The following is a 25,724-nucleotide window of genomic DNA, read 5'->3' on the forward strand; positions in this document are numbered from 1 at the left end:
CCGTGATGCTGTTGGATGATCCAGGCCGGTCTCCGGGCTCATGAGTGGCGCGCTAGAGCGCACGCCGACGGCGCGCCTTCCCATATCGCAGGCGATACAGTGGCAAACAGCACCGTCTTGACTCATTTACCGTTGCGGGGGCAGCGCCGGAATCGCGGCAGCACTGTGTACAAGTGCGCTCACTCACCGGCTTCCCTGTTTCACTCAGTCGACCCGTGGGTCACAGAGCACCTGGAACAAGCGGCGAAGGTTAGTGGGTTGGGGGTGGAGCGTCAATTAAAGCTGGCCTTGCACTTGAACCATCGCCGCATCGGGCGCCTCTACCCTTACAGACATCCAGGAGAAAACCATGCATAAAACAAGACTCGCCTTACTGATCATGCTCGCGGGCACCCTCGCCGCCTGCGGCGAAAGCTCGACCCTGAAGGTGTCCGATGGCACCGGGCCTTCACCGCAGCTGCCGGAGCCGAACAAGACCCTGATCCCCACCGTGAACATCGCTCCGGCCATCGGCTGGCCGGCGGGCACCCAGCCCACGGCCGCCGCCGGCACCCAGGTGGCGGCGTTCGCCGAAGGCCTGGACCACCCGCGCTGGCTGTATGTACTGCCCAATGGCGATGTGCTGGTGGCGGAAACCAACGCGCCGCCCAAGCCGGACGACGCCAAAGGCCTGCGGGGTTGGGTAATGCAGAAAGTCATGGGCCGCGCCGGTGCCGGTGTGCCGAGCCCGAACCGCATCACCCTGCTGCGCGATGCCGACCATGACGGGGTCGCGGAGACCCGCACCGTGTTCCTGGAAAACCTCAACTCGCCCTTCGGCATGACGCTGGTGGGCAATGACCTGTACGTGGCCGATTCGGACAAGCTGTTGCGCTTTCCCTATCAGACCGGCGAAACCGCGATCAAGGCCGCCGGCAGCAAGGTCATCGACCTGCCAGCGGGCAGCATCAACCATCACTGGACGAAAAACGTGGTGGCCAGCAAGGACGGCAGCAAGTTGTATGTGAGCGTCGGTTCCAACAGCAACGTCGCCGAGAACGGCCTGGAAGCGGAACAAGGCCGCGCGGCGATCTGGGAAGTCGACCGCGCCAGCGGCCAGCACCGTATCTTCGCCTCCGGCCTGCGCAACCCGAACGGCATGGCCTGGGAACCGCAGAGCGGCAAGCTGTGGACGGCAGTGAACGAGCGCGACGAGATCGGCAGCGACCTGGTGCCGGACTACATCACCTCGGTCCAGGATGGCGCCTTTTATGGCTGGCCCTTCAGCTATTACGGGCAGCACGTGGATGTACGCGTCACACCGCAGAACCCGGACCTGGTGGCCAAAGCCATTGCGCCGGACTACGCCGTAGGCCCACATACCGCCTCGCTGGGCCTGACCTTCGCCGAGGGCAGCAAACTCCCGGCGCCCTTTATCAACGGCGCGTTTATCGGCCAGCACGGCTCGTGGAACCGCAAGCCGCACAGCGGCTACAAGGTGATCTTCGTACCGTTCGAGGGCGGCAAACCGAAGGGGCCGCCAGCGGACGTGCTGACCGGGTTCCTCAACAGCGAAGAACAAGCCATGGGACGACCGGTTGGCGTGGTCATCGACAAGCAGGGTGATTTGCTGGTGGCGGACGATGTGGGGAATAAGGTGTGGCGGGTTTCTGCGGCTAAGTAACTATTACAAATGTGGGAGGGGCGGTGCGACGATTCGACTTGCCCACGATAGCGGTGGGTCAGTCACTGAATGCATGGACTGACACGCCCTCATCGGGAGCAAGCTCCCTCCCACATTTGGATCCTGCTTTGGCTTAGGGGTTGCGGGCCAAGTGCTCAGCCGGCAACACGCGCTTGGCGCTCAGGTAGGCGTTCTGCCAGTAGGCTTTGGACAAGGTGTCCAGCTTCACCGTACCGCCCGTCTGCGGCGCATGCACAAAGCGCCCTTCGCCGACATAGATCCCGGCGTGGCTGACCTGCGAGCCGCCACCCGTGGCGAAGAACAGCAGGTCACCGGTTTGCAGGTTCTGTGCGCTGACGTCCTGGGCGCGCATCACGATCAGTTCGCGCGTGGTGCGCGGCAGAGAGATACCCGCGGCATCACGGTAGACAAACCCGATCAACCCGCTGCAATCGAAACCGGAGTCCGGCGTATTGCCGCCCCAACGATAAGGCGTACCGACCAGGCCCAGCGCGCGGAACAGCACGTCTTCAGCGACCGGCGAACTCTGGCTGGAATAGTTGAACACTGGTTTAGGCTTGGCCGCTACGGGCGCAGGCTGCGGGCGGCTTGCGCAGGCGCTGAGCAGCGCGGCGCAAACAATAAGAATCAGGCGGGCCGAGGTCGACATGTGCAGAACAATCCTGGTCTGGATGCGGCTTTCGCTGCCGAACGCTGAAAACCAGAACGCGCAAGCATGGCTTGCGCGAACGGATTACAACAATGTCCAGAGATTCTAGCGCTTACACGTCAAACTTCAAGTATCACTTTAACTTTACTTGCTAGCGGTAATCGTCGTCGGGGCCATGGCAAGTGCGCGCTTGGCTTCGATGAAGGTTTTGCTCCAGTAGCTGTCGCCCAGGCTGTCGACTCGAACACCACCGCTGCGGCGGCTGCTGGAGTGGATAAACTGGTTATCTCCCAGGTAGATACCGGCGTGGCTGACGCGACCGCGGCCACTGGTACTGAAGAAAAGCAGATCCCCAGGCTTGAGGTTGTTACGCGCGACCAACGGTGCATTCACGTTGATCATTTCGCGGGTGGAGCGTGGCAGGTTCATGCCAGCTTCTTCGCGAAACAGGTAACCGATAAAACCGCTGCAATCAAAACCGGCTTCAGAGGTACCGCCGAAACGGTAACGGGTCCCGATCAGGGACATGCCGCGTTCGAGGATGCTGTCGGCCAGAACGGGAAGCTGATAAGGCTTGTTGCCAGCGAAGGCGGCCAGTTCTTTTTCGGTTGCCAGCTCTTCCTCATAAACAGTGGAAGACTGCGCAGCAACGAATTTTGCCTGATTTTTATACTGTTGATTGTGCTGCTCGGCCACTTGTTGAGGGTGGGAGGCGCAACCAAACAACAGAGCGACAAGTGCGAGAGGCACGAGGGGTGCGAAGCGATTTAGCATGGGCACGACCGTGGCTGATGTGTAAAGAAGTCGAGACTATGCCTTCTATCACATCGATTTGCAAATTCAATCGTGATCCATGTGACTTACTGTTTGCGTTATGACATCTAAGCCCTTAATACCCTTTGCGCGTGTTTTGCGTGGTCAAGCCGGCCAAAACGCAGGTTTCCTGGCGCCTGAAATTTGCCGAAGCCCCCGAAATACAAGGGCTGGCTACCAGCCGAGGGTTTCCTTGAGGAAGGGAATCGTCAGCTTGCGCTGGGCCTGCAAAGAGGCCTGATCGAGCTGCTCGAGCAAATCGAACAATGCGCTCATGCTGCGGGTGCCGCGGGTGAGGATAAAGTGCCCGACCTCGTCGGTGAGGTGCAGGCCGCGACGGGATGCACGCAATTGCAGGGCACGCAATTTGTCCTCGTCGGACAGCGGGCGCATCTGGAAGATCAGCGCCAGGGTCAGGCGCGACTTGAGGTCGGCCAGCTTGACCGGCAACTCACGGGGCGAGGTCGAAGCCGCGATCAACAGGCGGCGCCCGCTGTCGCGCAGGCGGTTGAACAGATGAAACAGCGCCTCTTCCCAATCCGCCTTGCCGGCGACGGCCTGCAGATCGTCCAGGCACACCAGTTCGTATTGTTCGAGGTTGTCGAAAATCCCGATCCCGCGGTCCATCAACTCCGCCAACGGCAGGTAAACCGCCGGTTCGCCCATCTGCTCGAAGCGCAGGCACGCGGCCTGCAACAGGTGGGTGCGCCCCACGCCTTGCTTGCCCCACAGGTAGATCAGGCTTTCAGTCCACCCGGCGTCGGCTTCGCAGAGCCGCTCGACATAGCCGAGTGCTGCGGCGTTGGCGCCTGGGTAGTAATTGATAAAGGTGGCGTCGTCACGCAGACGCACACCTAAGGGCAGCTGAATCGGTTTCATGCTGACTGAACGGCTCCGATCGAACCGTTAGTGGCCTCTGTGAAAAGTTTGCAAAGTTTATACCCGTGACGCCGGGCGCACAATGCAGCAGACCATAAGCAAAATCAAAGGTTTGCGTTAACTTGTTGGATTTACGCAAATTGTTTGACGCCACAGCGCCAGAAACAACAAACCCGGCCTGGGCCGGGTTTGTGACACCGCGATTACAAATCGGGGTCTTCAACGCCCCCGTACATATCCGAATCCTTGTACAGATCGTGGACATGACGCACCAGCACCATGATCACCGCCGCCACCGGCAGCGCGAGCAGGATGCCGGTAAAGCCGAACAACTCACCGCCAGCCAGGATCGCAAAGATCACCGCGACCGGGTGCAGGCCGATGCGATCACCCACCAGCAACGGGGTCAGCACCATGCCTTCGAGGGCCTGGCCGACCATGAACACCGCGACAATCCCGAGCATCGGGTACAGGTCACCGCCAAACTGGAACAGCCCGGCCACCAGCGCCGCACCGATACCGATCACAAAGCCCATGTACGGCACGATCGCGGCCAGACCGGCAATCAAGCCAATCAACAGGCCCAGCTCCAGGCCGATCGCCATCAAGCCGGCGGCATAGATAATCCCCAGGGCCAGCATCACCAGCAGCTGGCCGCGCACGAACGCCCCCAAGACCTCATGACACTCCCCAGCCAGGGACACGATGCGCGCTTCACGGTCACGCGGCAGCAGGCTGCGGATCTTGGCCATCATGATGTCCCAGTCCCGCAACAGGTAGAACGCCACCACCGGGATCAACACCAGATTGGTCAGCCAGCCGATCAGCGCCAGGCTGGATGCCGTTGCCTGGCTGAGAACCACGCCGACGATGTCGGTGGTCTGGCCCATATGCTCGCTGATCGCAGCCTTGACCTTGTCGAACTTCCAGAAGCCATCCGCCAGCCCCAGCTTGGCCTGGGCCCACGGCATCGCCGTGTGCTGCAGCCAGTCGAGCATCTGCGGCGCCAGTTCATACAGACGGAACAACTGCTTGGCCAGCATCGGCACCAGCACCAGCACCAACGCCGTGATGATCAGCGTAAACAGCGCAAACACCGTGACCACCCCCAAAGTCCGCGACAGGCCGGCTTTCTCCAGGCGATCCACAACGGGATCGAACAGATAGGCGAGCAACAGCGCGACCAGGAACGGCGTCAGGATCGAATGCAGCAAGAACACAAAAACGCACAGCAGGGCGATCCCGCCAAGCCACACCCAACGACGCGTATCCGCCATACACCACTCCATCTTTTATCGGCTGCTATATAAAGCAGAACATTTACCAACGAAAACGCAGTTGCGCCTGCGGCTCAGGGGCGGCGACCGGCTGCGTGCCGTCCACTGGCGGTTGCGCAGCCAGTGCTTCACCCGCGGGAATCTCCTGCAACCTGGCCAGGCTCAGTTGAGTACGCAACTGATCGGCGCTGCCATTGACGCGATACACAATACGATTGCCATCCACGCGCTGCGGCTGGCCGCCAAACGGCTCGAGCAAGTGGCCCAACGCGGCGTAGCGCTCCAGGGTCATGCCCTGCACTTCGAGCAATTGCTCGGTGCTCGCGCCCGGCTTGACCACAAAGCGCGGCGCCAGTTTCTGGCTGACCGCCAGCATCACGGCATCGGCCACGGCGGCGGTGTCGGCGCCTTGCGCGGTGCCCTGCTCGCTCTTGTCGCCCAACCACAGGCGCCATTTGGCCTGCCATTGGCTGCCTTCCTGGCGCGCATGCACTGCGAGCATCGCATCGGCGCCGTAGCGTTCCGAGGCTGCACGCAACGGCGTGGCGTCCGCGCTTTCGAGGTTGGGCGCGGTGGCGACCACCTGTTCATCCAAATCACCCAACGGCAGGCGCAGCGGCAAGCCGCGATGTTGCGCCGCACGGCGCAGCGCCTGCGCGACGGCCTGGCCATCCCCGACCAGGTTGCTGCCGTCGGTGGAGTCATTCAGCCACCAACCCAGGATCGACGGCCGATTGCTGCCCCAGATCGACAAGCCGGCCTCACGCAAGGCGCGATCGGTGCTGACGGGGTCGAAATCCACTTGCAGGCTTTCCGGCGGGCCGGCGTCGTAGCCGTATTGCGTGATGATTTGTTGCGGGTCCTTGCGCACCGCCGCCAGGCCGGGGCCTTCGGCGGCCTTGGCGTCGCCAGTGAGGCGGATCACCAGGGTCTGTACGGCGCGCTGGGTCGCCTGGTCGCGTTCTTGCGGTGACTGGCTGCTGACCGGCTCCAGTACTTGATAAAGGCCATTGAGGGTTTCGGCATGACTCGCCAGGCTGACCAACGACAAGCAGCCTACAAAAAACACATTACACAGACGCATGGAAGATTCCCGAACGACAAAATTAGCGGCTGGAACAGACCGCGTGATCTCGGTTTGCCAAGGCTGTGACCACAGCGATCGGTAAAACATTCACGGGGTCTCGGTAAGTTTTCCTACTGTCATAACGATAGCGGGTTCAAGGCTATACCTTAATACGGAGCTGGGCAGACCCGATTAGCATTTTTTTAACCGGCTTTTTTATCTATGTGGCTCTGCCCGTCGGCCCGAGGATGGCCGCTGACCCTCAAGCCTGATAAAATCGCGCGCCTTCGCAGACCGTCAATGGCTGGGCCTTTTCACAAGAGCCCTTGCCCAATCGGTCGTTACCCCTGAATCCCCCCTAAAGGCCTGGATCATGAGCAAGCAACCCTCCCTGAGCTACAAGGACGCCGGTGTAGACATCGACGCCGGTGAAGCATTGGTCGAACGCATCAAGAGCGTCGCCAAGCGCACTGCGCGCCCCGAAGTCATGGGTGGCCTGGGCGGTTTTGGCGCCCTCTGTGAAATCCCGGCCGGCTACAAACAGCCCGTGCTGGTTTCCGGCACCGACGGCGTGGGCACCAAACTGCGCCTGGCCCTGAACCTGAACAAACACGACAGCATCGGCATCGACCTGGTCGCCATGTGCGTCAACGACCTGGTGGTGTGCGGCGCCGAGCCGTTGTTCTTCCTGGACTACTACGCCACCGGCAAGCTCAACGTCGAAACCGCGACCCAAGTGGTCACCGGCATCGGCGCCGGCTGCGAATTGTCGGGTTGCTCTCTGGTCGGCGGCGAAACCGCTGAAATGCCAGGCATGTACGAAGGCGAAGACTACGACCTGGCCGGCTTCTGCGTCGGCGTGGTCGAAAAAGCCGAGATCATCGACGGCTCCAAAGTGGCTGCCGGCGACGCCCTGCTCGCCCTGCCGTCGTCCGGCCCGCACTCCAACGGCTACTCGCTGATCCGCAAGATCATCGAAGTGTCCGGCGCCGACATCGAGAACATCCAGCTCGACGGCAAGCCCCTGACCGACCTGCTGATGGCGCCGACACGCATCTACGTCAAGCCACTGCTCAAGCTGATCAAGGACACCGGCGCGGTCAAAGCCATGGCCCACATCACCGGCGGCGGCCTGCTGGACAACATCCCGCGCGTCCTGCCCAAAGGCGCCCAGGCGATTGTCGACGTGGCCAGCTGGCAGCGTCCTGCGGTATTCGACTGGCTGCAAGAGAAAGGCAACGTCAACGAAACCGAAATGCACCGCGTGCTGAACTGCGGCGTGGGCATGGTGATCTGCGTGGCGCAAGAGCACGTGGAAAGCGCGTTGAACGTGCTGCGCGAAGCCGGCGAACAGCCTTGGGTCATCGGCCAGATCGCTGCTGCCGCCGAAGGCGCGGCTCAGGTTGAACTGAAGAACCTTAAGGCGCACTGATGTCTGCAACCTGTGATGTCGTGGTGCTGCTCTCCGGCACCGGCAGTAACTTGCAGGCCCTGATCGACAGCACGCGCACCGGCGACAGCCCGGCGCGCATCGCTGCGGTGATCTCCAACCGCAGCGACGCCTATGGCCTGCAACGCGCCAGGGAGGCAGGCATTGCCACGCGCACCCTGGATCACAAGGCTTTCGAAGGTCGCGAGGCCTTCGACAGCGCCCTGGTCGAACTGATCGACGCCTTCAACCCCAAACTCGTGGTACTGGCCGGCTTCATGCGTATCCTCAGCGCTGATTTCGTGCGGCACTACGCCGGGCGGCTGTTGAATATCCACCCTTCCCTGCTGCCCAAGTACAAAGGCATGCACACCCATCAGCGCGCCCTCGACGCGGGCGACAGCGAGCATGGCTGCAGCGTGCATTTTGTCACCGAGGAACTCGATGGCGGGCCTCTGGTCGTACAGGCAGTGGTTCCGGTAGAGTCTGACGACTCGGCGCAGACGCTTGCGCAACGGGTTCATACGCAGGAACACAGGATTTACCCGCTGGCTGTTCGCTGGTTTGCCGAGGGGCGGTTGATTCTTGGTAAACAGGGTGCATTATTGGACGGTCAGTTACTCGCGGCCAGCGGCCACTTGATTCGAACCTAGGAGATTTTATGCGTCGCGCCTTGCTCTTCGCTTTTGCGCTGTTCGCCTTGCCTGCGGTGCAAGCAGCAGATTTACATCCTTTCTCCGCCAGCTACACCGCCGACTGGAAACAGTTGCCTATGAGCGGTTCGGCCGAGCGCAGCCTGACCCACAATGGCGATGGCACCTGGACCTTGAACTTCAAGGCTTCCATGATGATTGCCAGCCTCACCGAAACCAGCGTGATCCAATTCGACAAGGACGCCCTGCAGCCAAAGAGCTACACCTTCGAACGCGGCGGCCTGGGCAAGGCGAAAAGGATCAACCTGGACTTCGACCAGACCGCCAAGAAAGTCACCGGCTTTGAAAACAAAGACCCGGTCAACGTTGCCCTGCAAAGCGGCATGCTCGACAAGTCGACCTACCAGTTGGCGCTGCAGCGCGATGTCGCGGCCGGCAAGAAGAGCATGAGCTACAACGTGGTTGAAGGCACCGACGTCGACACCTACGACTTTCGCGTGATCGGCCCGGAAAAGGTCCAGACCAAAGCCGGCTCCATCGACGCGATCAAGGTCGAGCGCGTGCGTGACCCGACCCAAAGCAAGCGCATCACCCAGATGTGGTTTGCCAAGGACTGGGGCGGCATCCTGGTTGCCCTGCGTCAGGTGGAAACCGACGGCAAGGAATACAACATCATGCTGCAAGACGGCACGGTTGACGGTCAGCCTGTCAAAGGCAGCTGATTGAACTGATACGTTGGAAAACAGCCTCGCGCAATGCGGGGCTTTTTTTCGCCTGGAATATTCAGGCAAGGCCGTTATTGCCTGACGCAATCATGAAGCTTTTTTCATAAAACCCAGCCGCCTGTGGCGCAATGTCGCGGTTTACGCGGCCTGCACAATTGTTGCTATTTATGTAAAGGACTGTTGCAGGAAAAATCGGTTTACTTAGCAAGCTAACAAAACATATAACAAATGCCTGCGACGACTTGCCGCAGATCAACCAGAGATTGGAGCAAGCAGATGACTGTAAAAGTGACTGAGCGCGACGACGAACATATGTCCCACGAAGCATTGGGCCATGGGATTCACATCTGGGACGTACACCAACAAGACCTGCTGGTCGGCATGTTTCATAACGAGAGCGACGCTCATAACTATAAAAACGAGCTCGAAACCCTTGAGATGAAACGCCAGGCACAAAGCTCCTGACTATTTGCCAGACTCAGGCGCCAGGCCCACGCAGCCTGGTTGCCTGAAAACAAAAACCCCGCCGGTGAGCGGGGTTTGTTGTTTTACAGCCTTACCACATCAGATCATCCGGGATCTGGTAGGCGGCGTAAGGATCATCCTCATCCGGCACCTGGCTTTCGGTGAGGATATTGAGCTGGACGATACGCTCCGGCGCGCGCTCCTGGATCTTCAGCGCCGCTTCGCGCGGGATCACCTCGTAACCGCCGGCGTGATGCACGATCGCCAGGGAGCCGTTGCTCAGCTTGTTGCGCATCAGCGTGTTGACCGACAGGCGCTTGACCTTCTTGTCATCCACGAAGTTGTAGTAGTCCTCGGTGGTCAGCTTGGGCAGGCGCGAGGTCTCGATCAGTTGCTTGACCTGGGCCGTGCGGGCCTTGGCCTCGGCTTTCTCCTGCTGCTGGCGGTTCAGCTCCTGGTCGCGCTTGACCTTCTCGGCCATGGCTTCCTGGGCCAGGCGTGCCTGGGTGTCATCGGCCTCGGCCTGGCCTTTGTGGACCAGACGTTGATGTTTCTGTTTCTCTTTGCCGACCTGCTTGGCCTGCTTTTGGTTGACCAGACCTGCTTTGAGCAACTGGTCGCGAAGGGAAAGGCTCATGGTGCTTACTCACTTAGGCAACTGCTCAACCGCAGCTGGACACGTTCTTTTCCTGGCGTTTGGCTTCGCCCCACAGGGCGTCCAACTCTTCGAGGGTGCAATCTTCCATGGATTGACGCGTATCGCGCAATGCCTGTTCGATAAATCGGAAACGTCGCTCGAATTTGGCATTGGCACCGCGCAAGGCGGTTTCCGGGTCGACCTTGAGGTGACGGGCCAGGTTGACCGCAGCAAACAGCAGGTCACCGACTTCATCGGCGATGGCCACTGCATCGTTATCGGCCATGGCTTCGAGCACTTCATCCAGCTCTTCGCGCACGTTATCCACCACCGGCAACGCAGCGGGCCAATCGAAACCGACCTGGCTGGCACGCTTCTGCAATTTGGCGGCACGGGACAGCGACGGCAAGGCGGTGGGCACATCGTCGAGCAGGGACAGTTGCTCGGGGGCGTCGGACTTTTCCGCGCGCTCCTCGGCCTTGATCTGCTCCCAACGCGTCTTGACCTGCTCTTCGCTCAACTGCGGGATATCCAGCGGCGCGTACAGATCGCCGGTGGGGAACACATGGGGATGACGTCGAATCAGCTTGCGGGTGATGCTGTCGATCACCCCGGCGAACTCGAAGCGCCCTTCTTCCTGTGCCAGCTGGCTGTAATACACCACCTGGAACAACAGGTCGCCCAACTCGCCTTGCAGGTGATCGAAGTCGCCGCGCTCGATGGCGTCGGCGACTTCGTAGGCCTCTTCCAGGGTGTGCGGGACGATGCTCGCGTAGGTTTGCTTGATGTCCCACGGGCACCCGTATTGCGGGTCGCGCAGGCGATTCATCAGGTGCAGCAGGTCTTCAAGTGAATACATCATTCTATTTCCGATCAGGTATGAACACCGCCGATCAACTGTGGGAGGGGGCTTGCCCCCGATTGCGGTGGATCAACCAAGAATCTGGTACCTGACACTCCGCTTTCGGGGGCAAGCCCCCTCCCACCTTTCAGACTGTGTTCATCCAGATGCTCATGGGATACGGTTGCGCCGCGTCTCGATGATGTTCGGCAACTGGGAAATCCGCCCCAGCAACCGCCCCAACGCGTCCAGCCCCGGAATCTCGATGGTCAGGGACATCAACGCGGTGTTGTCCTCCTGTTTGCTTGATGTCCCACGGGCACCCGTATTGCGGGTCGCGCAGGCGATTCATCAGGTGCAGCAGGTCTTCAAGTGAATACATCATTCTATTTCCGATCAGGTATGAACACCGCCGAACAACTGTGGGAGGGGGCTTGCCCCCGATTGCGGTGGATCAACCAAGAATCTGGTACCTGACACTCCGCTTTCGGGGGCAAGCCCCCTCCCACCTTTCAGACTGTGTTCATCCAGATGCTCATGGGGTACGGTTGCGCCGCGTCTCGATGATGTTCGGCAACTGGGAAATCCGCCCCAGCAACCGCCCCAACGCGTCCAGCCCCGGAATCTCGATGGTCAGGGACATCAACGCGGTGTTGTCCTCCTGTTTGCTTGATGTCCCACGGGCACCCGTATTGCGGGTCGCGCAGGCGATTCATCAGGTGCAGCAGGTCTTCAAGTGAATACATCTTTCTATTTCCGATCAGGTATGAACACCGCCGATCAACTGTGGGAGGGGGCTTGCCCCCGATTGCGGTGGATCAACCAAGAATCTGGTACCTGACACTCCGCTTTCGGGGGCAAGCCCCCTCCCACCTTTCAGACTGTGTTCATCCAGATGCTCATGGGGTACGGTTGCGCCGCGTCTCGATGATGTTCGGCAACTGGGAAATCCGCCCCAGCAACCGCCCCAACGCGTCCAGCCCCGGAATCTCGATGGTCAGGGACATCAACGCGGTGTTGTCCTCCTTGTTCGAGCGGGTGTTGACGGCCAGCACGTTGATCCGCTCGTTGAGCAGCACTTGCGACACGTCGCGCAGCAGACCGGAACGGTCGTAGGCACGGATGATGATGTCCACCGGATAGGTGAGCACCGGCACCGGGCCCCAGCTGACCTGGATGATCCGCTCCGGCTCGCGCCCGCCCAGTTGCAGCACCGAGGCGCAGTCCTGGCGGTGAATGCTCACGCCACGGCCCTGGGTGATGTAGCCGACGATGGCGTCGCCCGGCAGCGGCTGGCAGCAACCGGCCATTTGCGTCATCAGGTTGCCGACGCCCTGGATCTGGATATCGCCACGCTTGCCGGGCTTGTAGCCGGTAGCTTTGCGCGGGATCAGCTCCAGCTGTTCGTTGCCGCGTTCCGGCTCCACCAGTTGCTGGGCCAGGTTGACCAGTTGCGCCAGGCGCAGGTCGCCGGCACCGAGGGCGGCGAACATGTCTTCGGCGATCTTCATGTTGGCCTTTTCGGCCAGCTTGTCGAAGTCCACCTGAGGCAGGCCCAGGCGCGCCAGTTCGCGTTCGAGCAGGCTTTTGCCGGCGGCGACGTTCTGGTCGCGCGCCTGCAGCTTGAACCAGTGGACGATCTTCGCCCGCGCCCGCGAGGTGGTGATGTAACCCAGGTTCGGGTTCAGCCAATCGCGGCTCGGCGTACCGTGCTTGCTGGTGATGATCTCGACCTGCTCGCCGGTCTGCAGGCTGTAGTTGAGCGGCACGATGCGCCCGTTGATCTTGGCGCCCCGGCAGTTGTGGCCGATTTCGGTGTGCACGCGGTAGGCGAAGTCCAGCGGCGTGGCGCCCTTCGGCAGGTCGATGGCGTGGCCGTCGGGGGTGAAGATGTAGACCCGGTCCGGCTCGATATCCACCCGCAGTTGTTCGGCCAGGCCGCCGATGTCGCCGAGTTCTTCGTGCCACTCCAGCACTTGGCGCAGCCAGGAGATCTTCTCTTCGTACTGGTTGGACCCGGCCTTGACGTCGGTGCCCTTGTAGCGCCAGTGCGCGCACACCCCCAGCTCCGCCTCTTCGTGCATGGCGTGGGTGCGGATCTGCACTTCCAGCACCTTGCCCTCGGGGCCGATCACTGCAGTGTGCAGCGAGCGATAGCCGTTTTCCTTGGGGTTGGCGATGTAGTCGTCGAACTCCTTGGGGATGTGCCGCCACAGGGTGTGGACGATACCGAGCGCGGTGTAGCAGTCGCGCATTTCCGGCACCAGCACGCGCACGGCGCGCACGTCGTAGATCTGGCTGAAGGCCAGGCCCTTGCGCTGCATTTTGCGCCAGATCGAATAGATGTGCTTGGCGCGGCCGCTGATGTCGGCGTCGACGCCGGTAGCCTGCAACTCGGCGCGCAGCTGGCCCATCACGTCGGTGATGAAACGCTCGCGGTCGAGCCGGCGCTCATGCAGCAGCGTGGCGATCTGTTTGTATTGGTCGGGTTCGAGGTAGCGGAAGGACAAGTCCTCCAGCTCCCATTTGATATGACCGATACCCAGGCGGTGCGCCAGCGGTGCGTAGATGTCGAAGACTTCGCGGGCCACGCGGTTGCGCTTTTCGTCGTCGGCGGTTTTCACCGCACGGATCGCGCAGGTGCGTTCGGCCAGCTTGATCAAGGCGACGCGCACGTCGTCGACCATCGCCACCAGCATCTTGCGCAGGTTTTCCACCTGGCCCTGGGTGCCCAGCACCATGGACTGGCGCGGGCTGAGGCTGGCGCTGATGGCGGCCATGCGCAGCACGCCGTCGATCAGCTTGGCCACCACGGAGCCGAAGCGCTGGCCCACGGTGGCCAACGGGATATGCCCTTCACGCACGCCGCGATAGAGCACGGCAGCGATCAGCGAATCCTGGTCGAGCTTGAGATCGGCGAGGATCTCAGCGATTTCCAAGCCGGTGCGAAAGCTCGAAGTGCCTTCGGCCCACAGGTTCTTGGCCGCATTGTCTTGCTGTTCAGACTCACGAGCGAACTCGCAGGCTGCTTTCAAGGCTTCACGGTCCAGTGCCGGGTCGACACTGATGGCATGATCCAGCCATGCCTCGAGATTGATACTGCCGTCGGTGTTGATCGGCTGGTGTGCTCTCACCTGTACCATCTTGCTTACCTTCCCTACGACGCACCTTCGATGCGCCAAAAATCATCGCTGACCTGCTTTATCACTAAAGCTCACACACTCCCTGGCAGGTCACGGCCCAGGAGAATGCAGGCCAGTCGGATTAAACGGGCATCCTAGCCCGCCTCAAATAACGCCATCGCCTCGACATGCGCGGTTTGCGGAAACATGTCGAGGATCCCGGCACGTTTTAGCCGGTAACCCTGCTTGACCAACTCAACCGTGTCCCGCGCCAGCGTCGCCGGATTGCAGGACACGTACACCAGGCGCTTGGCCCCCAGGCTGGCGAGCTTGCGCACAACCTCCAGGGCACCGTCGCGAGGTGGGTCCAAGAGTACCGCAGAAAAGCCCTGTTTGGCCCATTCCGCGTCAGTCAACGACTGGGACAAATCGGCCTGAAAAAACTGCACATTATGCAAATTATTGCTGACGGCATTCAGCGCCGCACGCTCGACCATGGCCTGCACGCCTTCCACCGCGACCACTTCGCGCACCTGGCGCGCAAGTGGCAGGGCGAAGTTGCCCAGCCCGCAAAACAGGTCCAGCACGCGCTCATCGGCTTGCGGCGCCAGCCATTCGAGGGCCTGGGCCACCATCGCCGCGTTGACCCCGGCGTTGACCTGGACAAAATCGCCCGGCCGATACGCCAGCTCCAGAGCCCACGGTTCCAACCGATAACCCAGGGCCTGGTCAGGCTCGACCGGCTCCGGCTGGCCCTCGCCATGCAGCCACAACTGGGCCTCATGGAAGGCGCAGAATTCTTTGAGGATCAGCAGATCGGCGTCGGACAACGGCGCCATATGGCGCAGCAATACGGCGATGGACGACCCGCTGAACAGCTCCACATGCCCCAATGCCTGCGGTTTGCTCAAGCGCCGCAGCATGTTGGGCAAACGCTGCATGATCGGTTGCAAGGCCTGTACCAGCACCGGGCAATCGTCGATGGCGACGATGTCCTGGCTGGCCACGGCGCGAAAGCCCACTTCCAGGGTCTTGGCCTTGGCGTCCCAGCGCACCGCCACGCGGGCGCGACGCCGATAGCCCAGCTCCGGGCCACTCAACGGTGCCGCCCACGCCTGCGGTTCGACCCCTGCCACACGCGACAGTTGCTCGGCGAGCATGCGCTGTTTCAGGGCAAGTTGTTCAGCATGGGGCAGGTGCTGCACGCTGCAACCGCCGCAACGGCCGAAGTGCGCGCATGGCGCCGGGCGCCGCAGTTCGCTGGGCTTGAACACACGCTCGGTGCGCGCCTCGACCACTTTGCCGTGGGCGCCCAATACCCGCGCTTCGACCTCTTCACCGGCCAGTGCACCGTTGACAAACCAGGTGCGGCCTTCAAAGAACACGATGCCACGGCCGTCATTGGCCAGGCGCTCGATGGTCAGGCGTTGCTTCTTGCCCACCGGAATCTGTGGGGTACGGCTGCCGCCCGTCGGCTGGAAGCGCAGGCCTCTCTCGTGCTTGGCCATCAGTTGGGTTCGTCGAAAATGCCGGTCGACAAGTAACGGTCGCCACGGTCACAGATGATCGCGACGATCACCGCGTTTTCCACTTCCTTGGACAATCGCAACATGCCGGCCACGGCGCCGCCGGAGGACACACCGCAGAAGATGCCTTCTTCACGGGCCAGGCGGCGCGTGGTGTCTTCGGCTTCACGCTGGGCCATGTCGATGATGCGATCCACGCGCGTGGCGTTGTAGATCTTCGGCAAATACTCTTCGGGCCAGCGGCGAATCCCGGGGATCGACGCGCCTTCCATCGGTTGCAGGCCGACGATCTGGATCGCCGGGTTCTGCTCCTTGAGGTAGCGCGAGTTGCCCATGATGGTGCCGGTGGTGCCCATGGAGCTGACGAAATGGGTAATCGTGCCCTGGGTCTGGCGCCAGATTTCCGGGCCGGTGGTGGTGTAGTGCGCCTCGGGATTGTCGCCGTTGGCGAACTGGTCCAGCACCTGGCCACGGCCTTCGGCGGCCATGCGCTCGGCGAGGTCGCGGGCGCCTTCCATGCCTTCTTCCTGGCTGACCAGGACCAATTCGGCACCGTAGGCGGTCATCGCGGCCTTGCGCTCGGCGCTGCCATTGTCGGGCATGATCAGCACCATCTTGTAACCCTTGATCGCCGCGGCCATGGCCAGGGCAATCCCGGTGTTACCGGAGGTGGCTTCGATCAGGGTGTCGCCCGGCTTGATCTGCCCGCGCAGCTCGGCGCGCGTGATCATCGACAGCGCCGGACGGTCCTTGACGGAACCGGCCGGGTTGTTCCCTTCGAGCTTGAGCAACAGGGTATTGCTGGTTTCACCCGCCATGCGTTGCAAGCGGACCAGGGGCGTGTTGCCGACGCAATCGGCGATTGTAGGGTACTGCAAGGTCATGGCGTATTCGCAATCCAGACTGCGGGGCGAACATCATACCGGGAAAGCCTGGCGCGCCATATCACGCAAAGTGCGGTGCTTATGGCTTAAAGGCATAAGCACGCAATCAGCCGGTCACGAAGCGGGTCCATTCCTCGCGCGTCAGTTGCTCAATCAATTGCTCCTCGTCGTGCGCCCTCAAGGCTTGCACCTTACGCACCAGCAGCAGGTACGCGCCTTCGCTCATCTCCGCGCTTTCGACTTGCGCCTGCGCACGCTCCATTTCTCGATCGTATTGCCCAAGGCGCGCGTCGAACCTCGATCGGTATTTACGCGCCAGAAACTGCCGCCAATATTCTGCTTGCACCAATAAAGCCGGCCAGTCGAACTGAGCTTCGGCGGCCACGATCATTCCGTGCATCCTGGTGATTGAGTTCGCATTGGGACCGCCCAGTGTCCTGGCCAAACGCTCTTCGAATCCAAGGGGTAAATCCAGGCTGTGCGCCAACGCAATGCGGCTGGCAAGGATCATGCTGCTCACCACATCCCACGTTTGATGGCGGTCGAAACGCAACACCATCTCATCGATGGCCTGCAACCGTTTCAGGGCTCGAAAGTAATTCAAGAGTGGCGCCGCATCACCGTCCGTGTCGCGGGCGAGCAGTTCGATCGGCAGGAACTCAAGCTCCAGCGCATTGAGTGATAGCAGCCAGCCATCCACCCCGCGATTGAGCTCGAAGCGGTGCTGAAACAGGATCACGGCCAGTTGCTCGTTATGGGTTGCACTCTCGATCAACTGCCACACGCGGCGCGTCAGGTCTTCTCGCAGCGCCCGAAAGCCGGTGGCGATGAGCGACGGATAGGCCGCGATACATGCCAGCAGCTCAAAAAAGCGATCAGACATCGGGCGTTGCTGCAGTTGCGCCCAAAGTGCCTGGTAGTGGGGAACCTCAGCGAAAGGCAGCACCGCCAACCATGTGTCGGGGCGTGTGGATGCCGCTGCGGGCTGGGCGCCCAGGCCAAAATCGATATCCGCCTGCCCCGGCCACTCACGGTAGCGGCGCATCATTTGCAGGGAGCCCTGTGAAAGCGGGTTGCCCTGCAAATTCATCGCTCGATGAACATTTGGGTAAATGAACAAATCGAGGCTGGTCAAGATCGATATTCGATTGTCACGCAAATCAAAGACCTCCAGTGATCGCAAGATGGCGGCGCCAAGGGGCAGGCTTTCAATTTGCGTATTGCGCAGGTTAAGCACGCGCAACTTCTTCAACCCATGCAGCTTCAAGCGCTGCCCCAGTCTCAGTGGGTTTACCGATAAATCCAGTGTCACCAGGCTGGTCATTTCAGCGAGCAGTATTACGTCCCCCAGTTGAAGCTTGAGCCGATTATTCGAGAGGTTGAGCAGCGATAAATAGCCCAGCTGTGCCAACCCGACGGGAAGGCGCTGCAGATGATTACCGTTGAAAAACACCCAGCGAAGCTGCGGAAAACACCTGAAAAAACTGGTTGGAATGGTTTCCAGCCGATTGTTTTTCAGGCTCAACAGTTTTACATGACCGAAATAGGCGCCCAGCGGCGGCAAATCATTTAATGCCAAGTCATCCAGGATGAGTTCATACGGTACCCCGCGAACGGAGTCTTCTTTAGCCCAGCAGCGCTGAATGCGCGCCGCCGCCTCACGTTGTGCGGGCAAGTCCTCGGGCTTACCCTGTCGGCACCATCGTTCAAGGTTGGCATTCAAGACGGCGCGCTCTCTGAACATGAAGTTGATCGCGCTTTCCCGCTCTCGGACGGAATCACTCAGGCCCTGGAGCAGCGCGAAGGCCTGCTCATCGGTTTTCGCCGGAAACAGCTGCCGCAGCTTGGCGACGTGTTCACGGTCCACCGGACCCCAATGATCACCGCCGCTCAACGGGTAACCCATGCGCCCATCCGCCAGGCGCCGTGGCGGGACGTACCAGGGGCGTCGCTGTGGGTCGAACAGGCTGAGGGCGCGTTGCGAACGCTGTTCGATCTCCCGGCGCAGCGCATCGTGGGTGTAGTGCAGCGCTTCACGTTCAATCGACGGTAATGCGTCCAACAGCACCGCCAGGAACGCCCCGGGACGCCCGGTCGGTTGCCGTTCACCGTTCGCTTGAAGAATGTAGGCCTGATAATCCACGTCGACCGCTTCCAGTATCCGTCTGAGCGCGCCGTCGACCGGGCCGATGCTATCGATCAGGCGACCGCGCTCCCACACCTCGACCCGCAGGTGATTCGGCCATCCGTCGATGTCCGGCAATGTATGCAGGATCAGTCTCGAGGTGTCTTCACTCGCTGCAGCCGGCAGATACAATCCCTCCAGCGCCCTCATCTTGCGCGCGACGCTCACCCGCCAACGCGCGGCCGACATCAGGCTCAAGGGGATGCGGCCGGCCTGCAGGCTGAGGCGCTCCTGCGCGGTGACGTCGCGCACCAGCTCTTCGGCGAGTGCCGCCGTCAAACTGGGAAAATCGCGCTGCAGCACCTGCGCCAATGGATCGCCCGATGGCTGCTGTTTTTGGCCCAGCGCCTTGAAAAACAGGCGCTCCATGTGGGGCCGGTTGCGCGCGACCTCGGCCTCGAGCACCGCGACCTGCTCGGCGCGGGTGGCCGCCTGCCCCACCAACGTTTCGGCGCTGTCGGCACCGACCTCGCCGAGCAGCCTGTCGAAAAAATCCCGCCCCGTATCCACGCCGGTGTTGATCCGTTGATGCCGCATGAAGCGCTCGACGGTCTCCACCACGATTGCCGGCGCGCGCTCATTGCGCAGATGTATCCGGCGCAGGACGTCCGCTGTCACCCCGCTGATCTGCTGAATCTGCTCGATGGCATCCGCCGGCACTGCACGGGTAAACGGCCCCAGGCGCTGGAACGCCTTGGCGCCGTCCCACGTCAGCGGGTTTTCCCATTCGTGCCGCCAGGCGCCGGCACCGTTGTGGCTCAACAGCGGGGCATACGCATCGTTCAGGGACGGGTGCAATAGGCGCCATGGCTGCTCCGCCACCTTGAAATAAGCATCGTCCAGCCACAGGTAGCGCTCCGCCCCCAAGTGGTAAAGGCCAAGGGCATCGGGCTCTGCGGCGATACGGGCGGTATCGACGTGACTGACGTAGTGCGCGATCTCGCGCCGGTCGGGATAAAACGCGCCATCCGGCGCACGATGGCGCAACAGGGCGCGAGCGACCTGACGCCGAAAGTCGGCAACGCTGTGCTCCGCGCTCAAGCCGAGTAGACGCCGGTCATCGTCGGACAGCTGGCGCATGATCGCCAGATAGAAACCGTTGGCGCCACTCAGCATGGCGCCGGTGCGCGACTCACGGTGGTAATACGGCGAAAATCGCCCTTGGCCCTGATCAATGACCACCACGCTGCGGTCCTGCGCCCCCTGCGAAACATAGGGTAGCGCTTGCGTGGCCGGGCTGACGAGCAACGCCTGGGCGCTGCCGTCGCGCAGCACGCTGTGGGCGAAATGCGCGGCCCAATCCTGGGTTTGCCGGTCAAATCGGCGCGGATGAAAAAGCCCATCGACGATGGCTTCGCGGCGCGTCACCAGGCGTGCGGCGCGCAATGCGTCGTAAAGCGCCTCGGGTTGCAGTTGCGACTGCAGCAGCTGGGTTTGCTGATGCTCCGATAACGGGTGTTCGCGCAACACCTCGAGCAACCGCGCCATGCTCAGTTCGGGGTGCAAGGCCCGTAGTTGGGTAATCACCGCCGGTACGGGCTGGTCGGGGCTGACGCGCTCGGGCAACAATTTGAGTACCGACGCACTGGCGCCCACCGCGTCAGCACGGCAGGTGTCGGCAAACCGCGTGAGCGCGTCAAACAGGTCGTTCCTCAAGGCCTTGGCTTTCGTCGCCAATTGCTGGCGAAGCAACAGCGCGTCACCCGAAACAAGCGCCGGCACCAACGCCACAATGGCCTGTGCCACATGGGCGGTGAAGCGGCGCGGCGTGGCATAGGCGAACTCATGATTTTCCAGCGCGGTCAGCGTAACCACTGCCGTTGTCGCACGCGTTGCCTCCTTGTTGTAGCGACGCACCTCCAGGCCCTGATGGTCTTCAATGCTCAACGACATTCCCGCCGGCCAACCCTCCAACTGAGTGAGCAGCGGCGCCATGACGTCCAGCGCGTCGACGGGCGCGGGGCGGCTGGGGTCGGCGTCTGCGGCCAGCCAATCGATCAGCCGGTCGGCGCGCAACCGATGCACGGCGTCGACCAAAGACGCCGACGCCGGCGCGCCCTCCCATACCTGGTTCAAGGTCTGTGCCGAGGTCGCGCTCGTTTCGAGTAAAATCTCGATTTGCCGTGGCAATACGTCCTGGCTGCCGAGCATTCTTTCGAGCACCTGCGGGCTCGACAGATGCCGGTGTTCAGGCACGGCGCTGTAGCGCTGGGACAAGCGTTGATACAAGTGCTGATGGCGACGCAGCACGCTGCGCCCCAAACGCGTATGCAATCGACCACTGATCAGTAAATCGGCAAGGTCGGCAAACCCCTGGAGCAATTCGGCAGGCTCGCCGAGCAGCGCCTGCCGCCCCCCTTCGACCAACGCTTGCTCCATCGCTATGAACATCGCAAACGCCCTCACCCGCCCCAACCCTTTTAACGCCCCCGGCACCGGGATCAGCAGCACATCGAGGATTTCACCGATCAGGGTCTGGAACAGCTCGATCATGGTGGGCATGAAACCGGGCGTCTGGTGCGCCAATTCCTGCAGATTGGCGCGACTGCGCTCGCGATAGAAATCGTTCAGGCTCAGCGCCGGGGACTTTTGCACGACGTTGCGCACATAGCCGACTTTATCGACGATATTGACGCTCGGAATGACACGGGCCAGCCAGTCGACCAGTTTTTCCAACCCCTCAAGGTCGCGACGCGGCTGCGCGGTTTTACCGATTTGCTTGAGCCGCGCACAGTCACGCAGCCACATGATCTGATACAGCCAATCGACCCGCCCCGCGCGGTAGGCCGCATGGAACTCCGCATGAAACACCTCGCAGGCTTGCCGATGGCTGGCATGATGACGCAGCGACCCGCCGGGGCGATTCGGGATAAAACTGAAAGCCCCCTTGCAACCGCTGACGGAAAAAACGATGTGGGGAATGCTCAAGCTGTCGCCGGGAGGCTGGCCGGCGTAATGCCCGACCAAGCCGATCGATTGTGGTAACCAACTGATGTTGTCCGTCCCATGGGGCACGAAAAGCAGCATTTCCTCTACGCGCTCCCAGCGCGCTTCTCCCGCCAGCGCACGTTTCACCTGCTGGTATTTGTCCCGGTCGACGCGGCTGGCTTCGGTGTTTCTCAAGGCCTCGATGAGGGCGAACTCAAACTCGGCATTCGCCAACTGCATGATGCTGCTGCCCAGCGAAGCGTTGGCCTGCAGCGCCTGGTCGAGACGGCGACGCAGTTGCCCGCCGAGATCGAGCCGGCGCACCAGCGCAATGAATTCGCCGGCGGTCGCGTTGATGTTCCTGTCGAGGTAACTGGCATCGGCCAGGCCGGTGCGGCCGGGGTAGCTCCAGCCGGTCAGGCCGTCATAGTTCATACAGGCGGCGTCCCATAAGGTCACGCTAGAGATCTTGATCTCATCGCCTTTCAATTCGCGCCGGACGCGACCGGAGTGCTTGAGGTAGCGGGTATTGATCTTCGCCACCTTGGGGTCGATGTACTGGCCGGTCAGGGTCATCAACGCGCTGCGCAACGACTCCAGGGCATGTAGCTCGAACGCTTCGGTGAGTTGGCGGATGCCCTGCTCCATGGTGTGCTGGGCATCGATCCAGGCCCTTTGCAGGCGCACGTACTCACGTTTTTCGGCAAGATCGAGCCCGCCGAGAAGGCCGTCGAACTCAGCTCTCAAGCCATCCAGGGCTTGCAGGACTGACCACTCCAGGCCGGCCATCAAGGGTGCGCGCTGCTGCGCGATAAAAGCGCTCAGCGTGTCCTGCGGTGTGGGGGTAATCGGCTCGCTCATGGCTCTGCTCCTGAAAAGCTCAGCCTATCGCCTCGCCGTCAGCGTCTCAGGTAGCTATGTAGCGCCATGGATCAGCCGTGGTTCTTGTCGAAAACCGCCGGTCCCATCGCCGCAATCTGGCCCTCGATCAACGCATCGAAGGGTTTGAGTAACAGCTCGAAAGAAGTGGGCGCCTCCAACACCTGCAACGCCTGCACAATCGCCTCCACCGTCGACAAGGCTCCGGGGCCCGGCGCCTTGCGCAGCCGGTAGCGCGAGACGGCGCCCGCGGCCAGCGTCACCCTGGGCAGCGCCGCCAGCAGCGGGTTGAGGTGCAACAGCTTGCGCGCCTTGCGCCAGGTGCCGTCGGGGACCACCAACAACAACGGCTCGTCGCTCGGCCCATAAGCCTGCAGCGGCTGGGCATCGTCTGCCGGAAACAACAGGCGCGCCTGATAGCCGGGCGGGTTCAGCAAGCTCGGCAGATCGTCGAATACCTCGCCCACCACCAACTGCGCATTGTTCAAGCCCAACGCCGCCAACCGCGCGGTATTGAGCGCATGGTTGACCTCGCTCGGGTGCTGCAGCAGCAACACGCGGGTGCGACTGTCGAGGCTGGGGATCAGCGCGCACAGGCAATGGGTGGCGGGCCGCAGGCAACGGGAACACTGGGGTCTGGACATGGTTTTTCAGGCCTGGTTGAGCTGGGTTTTGAGCAAGTCGCGAAACGTCTGGATCAGCGGCTCGCGGCTACGGCCACGGCGCATGATCATCGAGAACGGCGCCTGGTAGCCGAAGGTCGCCGGCAGCAGCACGCGCAGGTCGCCCTTGTCGGCCCAGGCCTGGGCGTAGTGTTCGGGCAGGTAGCCGATGTAGGCGCCGGACAGCACCAGGATCAGTTGCGCCTCCATACTTTCCACGGTGGCGGCGCTGTGCTTGAAGCCGTGGCGCGCCAGTTCCGCCTGGCTCCAGTAGCCGCGCCCGACCATGCGCTGCTGGGTGATCACCTGTTCGGGGATGCGCCGCTCATTGAACAGCGGGTGCCGGGTGCTGCAATACAACCAGTGTTGTTCACGGTACAACGGCATGTAGATCAGCCCGCTCATGCGGTTGGAAAACGCGCCGATGGCCAGGTCCAGGCGGTTGTCCTGCACACCCAGTTGCAGTTCGTAAGGGCTCAGCACCGACAAATGCAAATGCACCGCCGGGTGTTCCAGGCTGTAGGCGCCGATCACCTCGGCGAACGGCAGGGCCTTGTCGCTGACGGTGGAGTCGAGCACGCCGAGCTTGAGCGTGCCGCGCAGCTCGCCTTTGAGCGCGGCAGCGTATTGCTCGAAACCTTCCAGTTCGCCCAGTAGCCGCAGGGTCTCCTGATGGAACAACTCGCCCTTGCTGGTCAGGCTGAACCCGCCCCGGCCACGGTGGCACAACACCAGGCCCAACGCCGATTCGAGCTGGCTCATATAGGTGCTGATCGCCGAGGTCGACAGGTTGAGCTCGTGCTGTGCATTGGCGAACCCCTGGTGGCGCACGACGCTGACGAAGATGCGCAGGAGTTTCAGGTCAGGCAAGGCGTTGGCCATGGTCGGCTCCGGGGAGGTGATCGCAGTAGTCTACCTGCCGGCATTAGTTTAGAAAAATCTGAACTAAGTATTTGCCTCTGCCGATTCTTCCCACCCCGGGCTTTTCGCAGAATCGGCCGCTAATAAACACAACACGATGAGGCAATCCCGTGGACAAGATTTTCCACCAACCACTGGGCGGCAACGAAATGCCGCGCTTCGCCGGCATCGCCACCATGATGCGTCTTCCCCATTTGCAATCGGCCAAGGGCCTGGATGCGGCCTTTATCGGCGTGCCGCTGGACATCGGCACCTCGCTGCGCGCCGGCACCCGCTTCGGCCCCCGGGAAATCCGCGCCGAATCGGTGATGATCCGCCCGTACAACATGGCCACCGGTGCCGCGCCGTTCGATTCGCTGTCGGTGGCCGATATCGGCGACGTGGCGATCAACACCTTCAACCTGCTCGACGCCGTGCGGATCATTGAAGAAGCCTACGACGAGATCCTCGAACACAACGTCATCCCCATGACCCTGGGCGGCGACCACACCATCACCCTGCCGATCCTGCGGGCGATCCACAAAAAACACGGCAAGGTCGGGCTGGTCCACATCGATGCCCATGCCGACGTCAACGACCACATGTTCGGCGAGAAGATCGCCCACGGCACCACCTTCCGCCGCGCAGTGGAAGAAGGCCTGCTCGATTGCGACCGCGTGGTACAGATCGGCCTGCGCGCCCAGGGCTACACCGCCGAAGACTTCAACTGGAGCCGCAAGCAAGGCTTTCGCGTGGTGCAGGCCGAAGAATGCTGGCACCACTCCCTCGCGCCGTTGATGGCCGAAGTGCGCGAAAAAGTCGGTGGCGGCCCGGTGTACCTGAGCTTTGACATCGACGGCATCGACCCGGCCTGGGCGCCCGGCACCGGCACCCCGGAAATCGGCGGGCTGACCACTATCCAGGCGATCGAAATCATCCGTGGCTGCCAGGGCCTCGACCTGATTGGTTGCGATCTGGTAGAAGTTTCGCCGCCTTACGACACCACCGGCAACACCTCGTTGCTGGGCGCCAACCTGCTGTACGAAATGCTCTGCGTACTGCCCGGCGTGGCGCACCGCTGATGAGCACCCATGAGGTGTTGAAAGCGGCGGCCGACCTAGTGTCGGCCTTCGCACGCAACGACCGCGAGGCTTACTTCGGCGCATTCAGCGCCGATGCCAGCTTCGTGTTCTACACCCTGCCCCAGCCGCTGCTCAGTCGCGATGCCTACCAGGCATTGTGGGACAGCTGGCGCCGGGACGAGGGGTTCGAGGTGCTGTCCTGCGTCTCGAGCAACGCCGTTGTCAGCCTGCAGGGTGATGTGGCGATTTTTATGCATGACGTGGCCACCGAGCTGCGCATGAACGGGGAGCAATTCAATAGCCAGGAACGCGAGACCATTGTCTTCAGACGGCAAGGGTTGGACGTACAACAAAAACAAGGCCTGTGGCTGGCCTGTCACGAACATTTGTCCGCTATGCCGGAAGGGCTGCCGCCCCCTTAGCCAATGTGATCGGAGC

20 protein-coding genes, 4 pseudogenes and 1 riboswitch are annotated in these 25,724 nt (G+C 61.8%); of the genes and pseudogenes, 7 read left to right on the forward strand and 17 right to left on the reverse strand.

Translation table 11 applies throughout. The features are described 5' to 3' along the window. Positions 1-6: 6 nt before the first annotated feature. Positions 7-250: riboswitch (cobalamin riboswitch) on the reverse strand. Between the two features lie 99 nt (positions 251-349). Then, positions 350-1,663, forward strand: coding sequence for a PQQ-dependent sugar dehydrogenase (locus LQ249_RS22805; protein ID WP_057003847.1), 1,314 nt, complete (start codon positions 350-352; stop codon positions 1,661-1,663). Between the two features lie 133 nt (positions 1,664-1,796). Here LQ249_RS22805 and LQ249_RS22810 read toward each other — a convergent pair whose 3' ends face one another. The 5 genes from LQ249_RS22810 to LQ249_RS22830 all read right to left on the reverse strand — a co-directional run bounded on the left by LQ249_RS22810 (position 1,797) and on the right by LQ249_RS22830 (position 6,386). Beyond that, positions 1,797-2,333, reverse strand: a complete 537-nt coding sequence (locus LQ249_RS22810) for a C40 family peptidase (protein ID WP_017845323.1) — start codon at positions 2,331-2,333, stop codon at positions 1,797-1,799. 144 nt (positions 2,334-2,477) lie between these two features. Next, positions 2,478-3,107 (reverse strand): C40 family peptidase, encoded by a 630-nt coding sequence (locus tag LQ249_RS22815; RefSeq protein ID WP_046382483.1) that lies wholly within the window; start codon positions 3,105-3,107, stop codon positions 2,478-2,480. A 213-nt stretch (positions 3,108-3,320) separates the two neighbouring features. Continuing rightward, positions 3,321-4,025 (reverse strand): DnaA regulatory inactivator Hda, encoded by a 705-nt coding sequence (gene hda / locus LQ249_RS22820; RefSeq protein ID WP_017845321.1) that lies wholly within the window; start codon positions 4,023-4,025, stop codon positions 3,321-3,323. Positions 4,026-4,228: 203 nt separating this feature from the next. Beyond that, on the reverse strand, positions 4,229-5,302 hold the full coding sequence (locus tag LQ249_RS22825) for an AI-2E family transporter (protein WP_046382482.1): 1,074 nt from the start codon (positions 5,300-5,302) through the stop codon (positions 4,229-4,231). A 43-nt stretch (positions 5,303-5,345) separates the two neighbouring features. Next, a complete protein-coding gene (locus LQ249_RS22830; RefSeq protein WP_128192295.1) occupies positions 5,346-6,386 on the reverse strand; it encodes a DUF2066 domain-containing protein in 1,041 nt (346 codons plus the stop codon). Between the two features lie 355 nt (positions 6,387-6,741). Here LQ249_RS22830 and purM point away from each other — a divergent pair, with 355 nt between their 5' ends. From purM to LQ249_RS22850, 4 genes are all read left to right on the forward strand, one after another. After that, the gene (gene purM / locus LQ249_RS22835) at positions 6,742-7,800 is read left to right on the forward strand and encodes a phosphoribosylformylglycinamidine cyclo-ligase (RefSeq protein ID WP_017845318.1); all 1,059 of its coding nucleotides are present in this window, start codon (positions 6,742-6,744) and stop codon (positions 7,798-7,800) included. After that, complete coding sequence (gene purN, locus LQ249_RS22840; RefSeq protein WP_017845317.1) at positions 7,800-8,450, forward strand: phosphoribosylglycinamide formyltransferase; 651 nt, start codon at positions 7,800-7,802, stop codon at positions 8,448-8,450. Before purM ends, purN begins: the two co-directional genes overlap by 1 nt. 8 nt (positions 8,451-8,458) lie before the next feature. Next, positions 8,459-9,172, forward strand: a complete 714-nt coding sequence (locus LQ249_RS22845; protein ID WP_046382480.1) for a DUF3108 domain-containing protein — start codon at positions 8,459-8,461, stop codon at positions 9,170-9,172. Positions 9,173-9,451: 279 nt separating this feature from the next. Further along, entirely contained in the window at positions 9,452-9,640 is a 189-nt protein-coding gene (locus LQ249_RS22850; RefSeq protein ID WP_017845315.1) for a hypothetical protein, read from the forward strand. Between the two features lie 91 nt (positions 9,641-9,731). On the opposite strand, the gene LQ249_RS22855 is transcribed toward LQ249_RS22850, so the two are convergent. The 12 genes and pseudogenes from LQ249_RS22855 to LQ249_RS22900 form a co-directional block, all read right to left on the reverse strand. Next, the gene (locus LQ249_RS22855) at positions 9,732-10,277 is read right to left on the reverse strand and encodes a DUF2058 domain-containing protein (RefSeq protein ID WP_017845310.1); all 546 of its coding nucleotides are present in this window, start codon (positions 10,275-10,277) and stop codon (positions 9,732-9,734) included. Positions 10,278-10,302: 25 nt separating this feature from the next. Beyond that, positions 10,303-11,136 carry a nucleoside triphosphate pyrophosphohydrolase gene (gene mazG, locus LQ249_RS22860; RefSeq protein WP_017845309.1) on the reverse strand — a complete coding sequence of 278 codons (834 nt, stop codon included), beginning with the start codon at positions 11,134-11,136 and terminating at the stop codon, positions 10,303-10,305. Positions 11,137-11,289: 153 nt separating this feature from the next. Continuing rightward, positions 11,290-11,424, reverse strand: a pseudogene (locus LQ249_RS31825) (hypothetical protein); the annotation flags it as partial. After that, a pseudogene (locus LQ249_RS22865) lies at positions 11,417-11,500 on the reverse strand (nucleoside triphosphate pyrophosphohydrolase); the annotation flags it as partial. The pseudogenes LQ249_RS31825 and LQ249_RS22865, both read right to left, overlap by 8 nt. Before the next feature lie 153 nt (positions 11,501-11,653). Beyond that, positions 11,654-11,788: pseudogene (locus LQ249_RS31830) on the reverse strand (hypothetical protein); the annotation flags it as partial. After that, a pseudogene (locus tag LQ249_RS22870) lies at positions 11,781-11,864 on the reverse strand (nucleoside triphosphate pyrophosphohydrolase); the annotation flags it as partial. The pseudogenes LQ249_RS31830 and LQ249_RS22870, both read right to left, overlap by 8 nt. 153 nt (positions 11,865-12,017) lie before the next feature. Then, the gene (gene relA / locus LQ249_RS22875) at positions 12,018-14,261 is read right to left on the reverse strand and encodes a GTP diphosphokinase (protein ID WP_017845308.1); all 2,244 of its coding nucleotides are present in this window, start codon (positions 14,259-14,261) and stop codon (positions 12,018-12,020) included. A gap of 134 nt (positions 14,262-14,395) precedes the next feature. After that, positions 14,396-15,748 (reverse strand): 23S rRNA (uracil(1939)-C(5))-methyltransferase RlmD, encoded by a 1,353-nt coding sequence (gene rlmD, locus LQ249_RS22880; protein WP_046382479.1) that lies wholly within the window; start codon positions 15,746-15,748, stop codon positions 14,396-14,398. After that, the gene (gene cysM / locus LQ249_RS22885) at positions 15,748-16,650 is read right to left on the reverse strand and encodes a cysteine synthase CysM (RefSeq protein WP_017845306.1); all 903 of its coding nucleotides are present in this window, start codon (positions 16,648-16,650) and stop codon (positions 15,748-15,750) included. Before cysM ends, rlmD begins: the two co-directional genes overlap by 1 nt. Before the next feature lie 106 nt (positions 16,651-16,756). Then, positions 16,757-22,624, reverse strand: a complete 5,868-nt coding sequence (locus LQ249_RS22890; protein ID WP_232565922.1) for an NEL-type E3 ubiquitin ligase domain-containing protein — start codon at positions 22,622-22,624, stop codon at positions 16,757-16,759. Between the two features lie 71 nt (positions 22,625-22,695). Next, complete coding sequence (locus LQ249_RS22895) at positions 22,696-23,286, reverse strand: tRNA-uridine aminocarboxypropyltransferase (protein ID WP_057003844.1); 591 nt, start codon at positions 23,284-23,286, stop codon at positions 22,696-22,698. A gap of 6 nt (positions 23,287-23,292) precedes the next feature. Beyond that, a complete protein-coding gene (locus LQ249_RS22900; RefSeq protein ID WP_017845303.1) occupies positions 23,293-24,186 on the reverse strand; it encodes a LysR family transcriptional regulator in 894 nt (297 codons plus the stop codon). A gap of 149 nt (positions 24,187-24,335) precedes the next feature. Between LQ249_RS22900 and speB the strand changes: the two genes are divergently transcribed. Together speB and LQ249_RS22910 are read left to right on the forward strand one after the other, a co-directional pair. After that, a complete protein-coding gene (speB, locus tag LQ249_RS22905; RefSeq protein WP_017845302.1) occupies positions 24,336-25,286 on the forward strand; it encodes an agmatinase in 951 nt (316 codons plus the stop codon). After that, positions 25,286-25,708, forward strand: coding sequence for a YybH family protein (locus LQ249_RS22910; RefSeq protein WP_057003843.1), 423 nt, complete (start codon positions 25,286-25,288; stop codon positions 25,706-25,708). The genes speB and LQ249_RS22910 overlap by 1 nt, the downstream gene beginning before the upstream one ends. The last annotated feature ends 16 nt before the right edge of the window (positions 25,709-25,724 follow it).

The organism is Pseudomonas sp. 7-41, assembly GCF_021233075.1.
Classification (GTDB): domain Bacteria; phylum Pseudomonadota; class Gammaproteobacteria; order Pseudomonadales; family Pseudomonadaceae; genus Aquipseudomonas; species Aquipseudomonas veronii.

Excerpts from the sequence above, each read along its gene's own strand:
- rlmD (WP_046382479.1), bottom strand. The coding sequence starts at position 15,748 with ATGGCCAAGCACGAGAGAGGCCTGCGCTTCCAGCCGACGGGCGGCAGC.
- mazG (WP_017845309.1), bottom strand. The coding sequence starts at position 11,136 with ATGTATTCACTTGAAGACCTGCTGCACCTGATGAATCGCCTGCGCGAC.
- LQ249_RS22810 (WP_017845323.1), bottom strand. The coding sequence starts at position 2,333 with ATGTCGACCTCGGCCCGCCTGATTCTTATTGTTTGCGCCGCGCTGCTC.
- LQ249_RS22830 (WP_128192295.1), bottom strand. The coding sequence starts at position 6,386 with ATGCGTCTGTGTAATGTGTTTTTTGTAGGCTGCTTGTCGTTGGTCAGC.
- LQ249_RS22815 (WP_046382483.1), bottom strand. The coding sequence starts at position 3,107 with ATGCTAAATCGCTTCGCACCCCTCGTGCCTCTCGCACTTGTCGCTCTG.
- purN (WP_017845317.1), top strand. The coding sequence starts at position 7,800 with ATGTCTGCAACCTGTGATGTCGTGGTGCTGCTCTCCGGCACCGGCAGT.
- hda (WP_017845321.1), bottom strand. The coding sequence starts at position 4,025 with ATGAAACCGATTCAGCTGCCCTTAGGTGTGCGTCTGCGTGACGACGCC.
- relA (WP_017845308.1), bottom strand. The coding sequence starts at position 14,261 with ATGGTACAGGTGAGAGCACACCAGCCGATCAACACCGACGGCAGTATC.
- LQ249_RS22845 (WP_046382480.1), top strand. The coding sequence starts at position 8,459 with ATGCGTCGCGCCTTGCTCTTCGCTTTTGCGCTGTTCGCCTTGCCTGCG.
- LQ249_RS22895 (WP_057003844.1), bottom strand. The coding sequence starts at position 23,286 with ATGTCCAGACCCCAGTGTTCCCGTTGCCTGCGGCCCGCCACCCATTGC.
- LQ249_RS22890 (WP_232565922.1), bottom strand. The coding sequence starts at position 22,624 with ATGAGCGAGCCGATTACCCCCACACCGCAGGACACGCTGAGCGCTTTT.
- LQ249_RS22805 (WP_057003847.1), top strand. The coding sequence starts at position 350 with ATGCATAAAACAAGACTCGCCTTACTGATCATGCTCGCGGGCACCCTC.
- LQ249_RS22850 (WP_017845315.1), top strand. The coding sequence starts at position 9,452 with ATGACTGTAAAAGTGACTGAGCGCGACGACGAACATATGTCCCACGAA.
- cysM (WP_017845306.1), bottom strand. The coding sequence starts at position 16,650 with ATGACCTTGCAGTACCCTACAATCGCCGATTGCGTCGGCAACACGCCC.
- LQ249_RS22910 (WP_057003843.1), top strand. The coding sequence starts at position 25,286 with ATGAGCACCCATGAGGTGTTGAAAGCGGCGGCCGACCTAGTGTCGGCC.
- LQ249_RS22900 (WP_017845303.1), bottom strand. The coding sequence starts at position 24,186 with ATGGCCAACGCCTTGCCTGACCTGAAACTCCTGCGCATCTTCGTCAGC.
- purM (WP_017845318.1), top strand. The coding sequence starts at position 6,742 with ATGAGCAAGCAACCCTCCCTGAGCTACAAGGACGCCGGTGTAGACATC.
- LQ249_RS22855 (WP_017845310.1), bottom strand. The coding sequence starts at position 10,277 with ATGAGCCTTTCCCTTCGCGACCAGTTGCTCAAAGCAGGTCTGGTCAAC.
- LQ249_RS22825 (WP_046382482.1), bottom strand. The coding sequence starts at position 5,302 with ATGGCGGATACGCGTCGTTGGGTGTGGCTTGGCGGGATCGCCCTGCTG.